Annotated in this window: 6 protein-coding genes; 5 read left to right on the plus strand and 1 reads right to left on the minus strand. The window is 52.9% G+C overall.

Going from position 1 to position 6,740, the window contains the following annotated elements; all coding sequences use genetic code 11:
• Positions 1–114: 114 nt before the first annotated feature.
• Positions 115–1,233 (plus strand): macrolide transporter subunit MacA, encoded by a 1,119-nt coding sequence (gene macA / locus J4645_RS03220; RefSeq protein WP_001201743.1) that lies wholly within the window; start codon positions 115–117, stop codon positions 1,231–1,233.
• Positions 1,230–3,176 carry a macrolide ABC transporter ATP-binding protein/permease MacB gene (macB, locus tag J4645_RS03225; protein ID WP_023215070.1) on the plus strand — a complete coding sequence of 649 codons (1,947 nt, stop codon included), beginning with the start codon at positions 1,230–1,232 and terminating at the stop codon, positions 3,174–3,176. Before macA ends, macB begins: the two co-directional genes overlap by 4 nt.
• A gap of 129 nt (positions 3,177–3,305) precedes the next feature.
• Here macB and cspD read toward each other — a convergent pair whose 3' ends face one another.
• Positions 3,306–3,527, minus strand: a complete 222-nt coding sequence (gene cspD, locus J4645_RS03230; protein ID WP_000447499.1) for a cold shock-like protein CspD — start codon at positions 3,525–3,527, stop codon at positions 3,306–3,308.
• 150 nt (positions 3,528–3,677) lie between these two features.
• Here cspD and J4645_RS22145 point away from each other — a divergent pair, with 150 nt between their 5' ends.
• From J4645_RS22145 to clpA, 3 genes are all read left to right on the plus strand, one after another.
• On the plus strand, positions 3,678–3,755 hold the full coding sequence (locus J4645_RS22145) for a hypothetical protein (RefSeq protein WP_212742690.1): 78 nt from the start codon (positions 3,678–3,680) through the stop codon (positions 3,753–3,755).
• 95 nt (positions 3,756–3,850) lie between these two features.
• Positions 3,851–4,171, plus strand: a complete 321-nt coding sequence (gene clpS / locus J4645_RS03235) for an ATP-dependent Clp protease adapter ClpS (protein WP_000520789.1) — start codon at positions 3,851–3,853, stop codon at positions 4,169–4,171.
• A 30-nt stretch (positions 4,172–4,201) separates the two neighbouring features.
• Positions 4,202–6,478, plus strand: coding sequence for an ATP-dependent Clp protease ATP-binding subunit ClpA (gene clpA, locus J4645_RS03240; protein ID WP_000934064.1), 2,277 nt, complete (start codon positions 4,202–4,204; stop codon positions 6,476–6,478).
• Positions 6,479–6,740 lie beyond the last annotated feature (262 nt).

Here is a 6,740-nt window from a genome sequence, read left to right on the forward strand (position 1 = left end):
TGAACCACAGGAAACATTAACCAATCGTCAATACAGGCCGACGCTATCTTTATTGTGTTAGGTTTGTTTAGATACGGTTTACTTTCTGGTTAAAATTTTGCCGTCAGGGTTTCTATGCGTGCTAAGGGAAAGAAATTTAAAAAGCGTTATCTGGCCATTATTTTAATTCTTTTAGTGGGGGGGATGGTTAGCTGGCGAATGATAAATGCGCCGCTGCCAACTTATCAGACATTAATCGTGCGGCCAGGCGATCTTGAACAGAGTGTACTGGCGACTGGAAAACTGGACGCGTTGCGTAAAGTGGATGTCGGCGCGCAGGTGAGCGGCCAGTTGAAAACGCTGCTGGTCTCCATTGGAGATAACGTTAAAAAAGATCAGCTACTCGGCGTGATTGACCCAGATCAGGCGGAGAACCAGATAAAAGAGGTCGAGGCCACCCTGATGGAGCTGAACGCGGAGCGTCAGCAGGCAGCCGCTGAGTTAAAGCTGGCGCGGGTTACGCTGGCGCGCCAGCAGCAGTTAGCTAAGACTCAGGCGGTATCGCAACAGGATCTGGATACCGCGGCGACGGAGATGGCGGTTAAACAGGCGCGTATTGGCACCATAGATGCCCAGATCAAACGTAATCGGGCCTCGTTGGACACCGCGAAAACCAACCTGGAATATACCCGTATTGTTGCCCCCATGGCGGGGGAAGTGACGCAAATCACTACCCTGCAAGGACAAACGGTGATTGCAGCTCAGCAGGCGCCCAATATTCTGACGCTGGCGGATATGAGCACCATGCTGGTAAAAGCGCAGGTCTCGGAAGCGGACGTGATCCATCTTCGGGCGGGGCAGAAAGCATGGTTCACCATTGCAGGCGATCCGCAAACGCGCTATGAAGGCGTTTTAAAAGATATTCTGCCGACGCCGGAAAAGGTCAACGACGCTATTTTTTATTACGCCCGGTTTGAAGTGCCGAATCCCAAAAGAATCTTGCGTCTTGATATGACCGCACAGGTTTATATTCAACTCATGGATGTCAAAAATGTGCTGATTATTCCTCTCGCCGCGCTTGGCGAACCGGTGGGCGGCAATCGTTATAAAGTGGCGCTGTTGCGTAACGGCGAAAAACGTGAGCGCGAAGTGGTCATTGGCGAGCGTAACGATACAGACGTGGAAGTGGTTAAAGGTCTGGAAGCGGGCGATGAGGTGATCATCGGCGAGAGCAGGCCAGGAGCGACGCCATGACGGCATTGCTTGAACTGCGCAATGTGAGTCGCAGCTACCCCTCCGGAGAAGAGCAGGTGGCGGTGTTAAAAGATATCTCCCTGCAAATCCACGCCGGGGAGATGGTGGCGATCGTCGGCGTTTCCGGTTCTGGAAAATCAACGCTGATGAATATCCTCGGGTGCCTGGATAAACCGACCAGCGGCACTTATCGGGTGGCGGGGCGGGACGTCTCTACGCTGGACCCGGACGCGCTGGCGCAGCTGCGGCGTGAGCATTTTGGCTTTATCTTTCAGCGATACCATCTGTTGTCGCATTTAACGGCAGCGCAAAATGTTGAAATCCCCGCCGTCTACGCCGGCATTGAACGCAAAAAACGCCAGGCGCGCGCCAGAGAGTTGCTTTTGCGGCTGGGATTAAGCGATCGCGTCGATTACCCACCTTCACAGCTTTCTGGCGGACAGCAGCAGCGTGTCAGCATTGCCCGCGCGCTGATGAACGGCGGACAGGTGATTCTGGCGGATGAGCCGACCGGCGCGCTGGATAGCCATTCCGGCGAAGAGGTGATGGCGATTTTGCGCCAACTGCGCGATCGCGGACATACGGTGATCATTGTGACGCACGATCCGCTGCTTGCCGCCCAGGCGGAGCGGATTATTGAAATTCACGATGGCAAGATTGTCCATAATCCGCCCGCGCAGGAAAAGAAACGCGAACAGGGCGTTGACGTTGCCGTAGTTAATACGGCTCCCGGCTGGCGGCAATTTGCCAGCAGCTTTCGCGAAGCGCTGTCGATGGCGTGGTTAGCGATGGCCGCTAACAAAATGCGTACTTTACTGACCATGCTGGGAATTATTATCGGTATTGCGTCGGTGGTGTCGATTGTGGTGGTCGGCGACGCCGCAAAACAGATGGTACTGGCGGATATCCGCGCTATGGGCACTAACACGATTGATATTCATCCAGGCAAAGATTTTGGCGACGACAACCCGCAGTATCGACAGGCGCTGAAATATGACGATCTGGTGGCTATTCAGAAACAGCCGTGGGTTAACTCTGCGACGCCCAGTGTTTCAAAGAGCCTACGTCTTCGCTATGGCAATATTGATATTGCCGTAAATGCTAATGGCGTCAGTGGCGATTATTTTAACGTTTACGGCATGTCCTTTAGGGAGGGGAACACCTTCAATGCTGTACAGCAACAGGATCGCGCACAGGTGGTGGTGCTGGATGCCAACACGCGACGCCAGCTATTTCCAAATAAAGCGAATGTCGTAGGGGAAGTGGTGCTGGTGGGTAATATGCCGGTTATTGTTATTGGCGTGGCGGAAGAGAAACCGTCCATGTACGGCAATAGCAATCTGTTGCAAGTTTGGTTGCCCTATAGCACGATGTCAGATCGCATAATGGGTCAGTCATGGCTTAACTCGATCACCGTTCGTGTGAAAGATGGCGTTGATAGCGATCAGGCTGAACAGCAGCTTACCCGCCTGCTCACCTTACGCCACGGTAAAAAAGACTTCTTTACCTGGAATATGGACAGCGTCCTGAAAACGGCTGAAAAAACCACCTATACTCTTCAGTTATTTCTGACGCTGGTGGCCGTCATTTCGCTGGTTGTCGGCGGCATCGGCGTTATGAATATTATGCTGGTTTCCGTCACCGAGCGAACGCGTGAAATCGGCATCCGTATGGCGGTAGGCGCGCGCGCCAGCGATGTGCTACAGCAGTTTCTTATTGAAGCGGTGCTGGTTTGCCTGGTTGGGGGAGCGCTGGGGATTAGCTTGTCGATGTTCATCGCATTTATGCTACAGCTTTTCCTGCCCGGCTGGGAGATCGGTTTTTCACTGACTGCGCTGGCGAGCGCGTTTTTATGTTCGACGTTTACTGGGATACTGTTTGGTTGGCTACCGGCGAGAAACGCGGCGCGACTGGACCCGGTGGATGCGCTGGCAAGGGAGTAATCTTGCTGACGTCATTTGTCGGCCTGATAAGATGTAACAGTGTCGCTATCAGGAACTGGCGTTAAATAAAAATGCCAGCCGATCGGGCTGGCATTTTGCCTCCTGGATGTACACAATGAGACAGAGGAGCTATGCAACGGCCTCTGCTTCGATGGGCACGATGACGCTGGCGTGATTGCCTTTTGGCCCCTGGTGTACATCAAACCGGACAGACTGTCCGGCTTTAAGCGTTCTGTAACCATCCATTTGAATGGTGGAATAATGGGCGAAAATATCCTCGCCGCCGCCTTCAGGGCAGATGAAACCAAACCCTTTGGCATTATTGAACCACTTTACAGTACCCGTTTCCATGCTTCGACATCCTTCGTAAATCTTATATAAGTAAGATGGAATGAACCGGTGACGGAGTGGGGGCTGTTCAAAACCTCACCAACTCTCGACATTACAATTTAGAGAAATCAGGCGAGGCGTCAAGCATCAGGCAGGGGGGATCGGGTAAAAATGAATCAAAAATTTGAAGCAGTTAACGCTATTGCCGGGAATGTGACAGATGTCGCGGATGGTACTGATAGATGTTAGTTATCTATCAATTGAGGTAGATTGATTGTGTGCATAGACTCTGGTCAGCGGCAGATTTTCCTGCCGACAACCGTAACCGATAATGACGACTGACGATGGGTAAGACGAACGATTGGCTGGATTTTGACCAGCTGGTGGAAGATAGCGTGCGCGACGCGCTAAAACCGCCATCTATGTATAAAGTGATATTAGTCAATGATGATTACACTCCGATGGAGTTTGTTATTGACGTGTTACAAAAATTCTTTTCTTATGATGTAGAACGTGCAACGCAATTGATGCTTGCGGTTCACTATCAAGGCAAAGCCATCTGCGGCGTGTTCACCGCCGAGGTGGCGGAAACCAAAGTGGCGATGGTGAACAAGTATGCAAGGGAGAACGAGCATCCGTTGCTGTGTACGCTGGAAAAAGCCTGAATGCAGGTATAAAAATTGGGGGAGGTGCCTATGCTCAATCAAGAACTGGAACTCAGTTTAAACATGGCTTTCGCCAGAGCGCGCGAGCACCGTCATGAGTTTATGACCGTCGAGCATCTGTTGCTGGCGCTGCTCAGCAACCCATCGGCTCGCGAAGCGCTGGAAGCATGCTCCGTGGATCTGGTGGCGCTCCGTCAGGAACTCGAAGCCTTCATTGAACAAACCACACCCGTACTGCCTGCCAGTGAAGAAGAGCGTGATACGCAGCCGACGTTAAGTTTCCAGCGTGTCCTGCAACGTGCCGTCTTCCACGTTCAGTCTTCCGGGCGTAGTGAAGTGACTGGCGCGAATGTGCTGGTGGCTATCTTTAGCGAACAGGAATCACAGGCGGCTTATCTGCTGCGTAAGCATGAAGTGAGCCGTCTGGATATCGTGAACTTTATTTCTCACGGGACGCGAAAAGACGAACCGAGCCAATCTTCCGATCTCGGCAATCAGCCAACTGGCGACGAACAAGCTGGTGGGGAGGAACGTATGGAAAACTTCACGACGAATCTTAACCAACTTGCTCGCGTGGGCGGCATCGATCCGCTGATTGGTCGTGAAAAAGAACTGGAACGCGCGATCCAGGTCTTGTGTCGTCGCCGTAAAAATAACCCGCTGCTGGTGGGGGAATCCGGCGTTGGCAAAACGGCGATTGCCGAAGGGCTGGCCTGGCGTATCGTGCAGGGCGATGTGCCGGAAGTGATGGCCGATTGCACCATTTACTCGCTGGATATCGGTTCGCTGCTGGCGGGCACCAAATACCGCGGCGATTTTGAAAAACGGTTTAAGGCGTTGCTGAAACAGCTTGAGCAGGATACCAACAGCATCCTGTTTATCGATGAAATCCATACCATTATCGGCGCTGGCGCGGCGTCGGGCGGACAGGTGGATGCGGCAAATCTGATTAAACCGCTGCTTTCCAGCGGCAAGATCCGGGTGATCGGCTCAACGACCTATCAGGAGTTCAGCAATATTTTTGAGAAAGACCGCGCATTAGCGCGCCGTTTCCAGAAAATTGATATTACCGAGCCTTCGGTAGAAGAGACGGTGCAAATTATCAACGGCTTGAAACCTAAGTACGAAGCGCACCACGACGTGCGTTATACCGCGAAAGCGGTGCGTGCGGCGGTCGAGCTGGCGGTAAAATATATCAATGACCGCCATCTGCCGGATAAAGCCATTGACGTGATTGACGAAGCGGGCGCGCGGGCGCGTCTGATGCCGGTGAGCAAACGTAAGAAAACGGTCAACGTGGCGGATATTGAGTCCGTAGTGGCGCGAATTGCGCGAATTCCTGAAAAGAGCGTCTCGCAGAGCGATCGCGATACGCTGAAGAACTTGGGCGATCGTCTGAAAATGCTGGTCTTCGGCCAGGATAACGCGATTGAGGCGCTGACCGAAGCTATTAAGATGAGTCGTGCGGGTCTGGGCCATGAGCATAAACCTGTCGGCTCATTCTTGTTCGCCGGGCCAACTGGTGTAGGGAAAACTGAAGTTACGGTACAGCTTTCAAAAGCGTTGGGTATTGAGCTGTTGCGCTTCGATATGTCCGAATATATGGAGCGTCATACGGTGAGCCGTTTGATCGGCGCGCCTCCGGGATACGTCGGTTTCGACCAGGGTGGGCTGCTGACGGATGCGGTGATTAAGCATCCTCATGCGGTGCTGTTGCTGGATGAGATCGAAAAAGCGCACCCGGATGTCTTTAACCTGCTGCTGCAGGTGATGGATAACGGTACGCTGACCGATAACAACGGCCGTAAGGCGGATTTCCGCAACGTGGTGCTGGTGATGACCACCAACGCCGGCGTGCGAGAAACCGAACGTAAATCTATTGGTCTTATTCATCAGGACAACAGTACCGATGCGATGGGCGAGATCAAGAAAGTGTTTACGCCGGAGTTCCGTAACCGTCTCGACAACATTATTTGGTTCGATCATCTGTCTGGCGAGGTGATTCATCAGGTTGTCGATAAGTTTATCGTCGAGTTGCAGGCCCAGTTGGATCAGAAAGGCGTCTCCCTGGAAGTCAGTCAGGAAGCGCGCGACTGGCTGGCGGAAAAGGGCTATGACCGGGCGATGGGCGCACGACCGATGGCGCGTGTGATTCAGGATAACCTGAAAAAACCGCTGGCCAATGAGTTGCTGTTTGGATCGCTGGTTGACGGCGGACAGGTCACCGTCGCGCTGGATAAAGAGAAAAATGCGTTGACGTATGGCTTCCAGAGTGCGCAAAAGCACAAGCCGGAAGCCGCGCATTAATCTTCGTTTCACTGCCGTACAAACCGGGCCTTAGCGCCCGGTTTTTTTACGCCGGCTAATAGTTAGCCTGATGGCGTTGTGCTCGCGGTAGGCGGACAAGGCGCTTGTAAATTGCGTCATCATCCGGTAATCGACGGGGGTTTAATGCGAAAAAAAGCCCGTACTTTCATACGAGCTCTTTCTTGAATATGGCGGTGAGGGGGGGATTGACTCGCTGCGCTCGCCCTTCGGGCAGTCTCCTCGCAGGCTCGTCGTCTGTCCA

Origin of the sequence: Salmonella sp. 32082101201600294FB01SM01 (assembly GCF_017572865.1) — a bacterium.
GTDB lineage: Bacteria > Pseudomonadota > Gammaproteobacteria > Enterobacterales > Enterobacteriaceae > Salmonella > Salmonella enterica.

What these genes read in the sequence shown, in the direction of transcription:
- macA (WP_001201743.1), top strand. Translation starts at nt 115, where the DNA reads ATGCGTGCTAAGGGAAAGAAATTTAAAAAGCGTTATCTGGCCATTATT.
- macB (WP_023215070.1), top strand. Translation starts at nt 1,230, where the DNA reads ATGACGGCATTGCTTGAACTGCGCAATGTGAGTCGCAGCTACCCCTCC.
- cspD (WP_000447499.1), bottom strand. Translation starts at nt 3,527, where the DNA reads ATGGAAACGGGTACTGTAAAGTGGTTCAATAATGCCAAAGGGTTTGGT.
- J4645_RS22145 (WP_212742690.1), top strand. Translation starts at nt 3,678, where the DNA reads ATGAATCAAAAATTTGAAGCAGTTAACGCTATTGCCGGGAATGTGACA.
- clpS (WP_000520789.1), top strand. Translation starts at nt 3,851, where the DNA reads ATGGGTAAGACGAACGATTGGCTGGATTTTGACCAGCTGGTGGAAGAT.
- clpA (WP_000934064.1), top strand. Translation starts at nt 4,202, where the DNA reads ATGCTCAATCAAGAACTGGAACTCAGTTTAAACATGGCTTTCGCCAGA.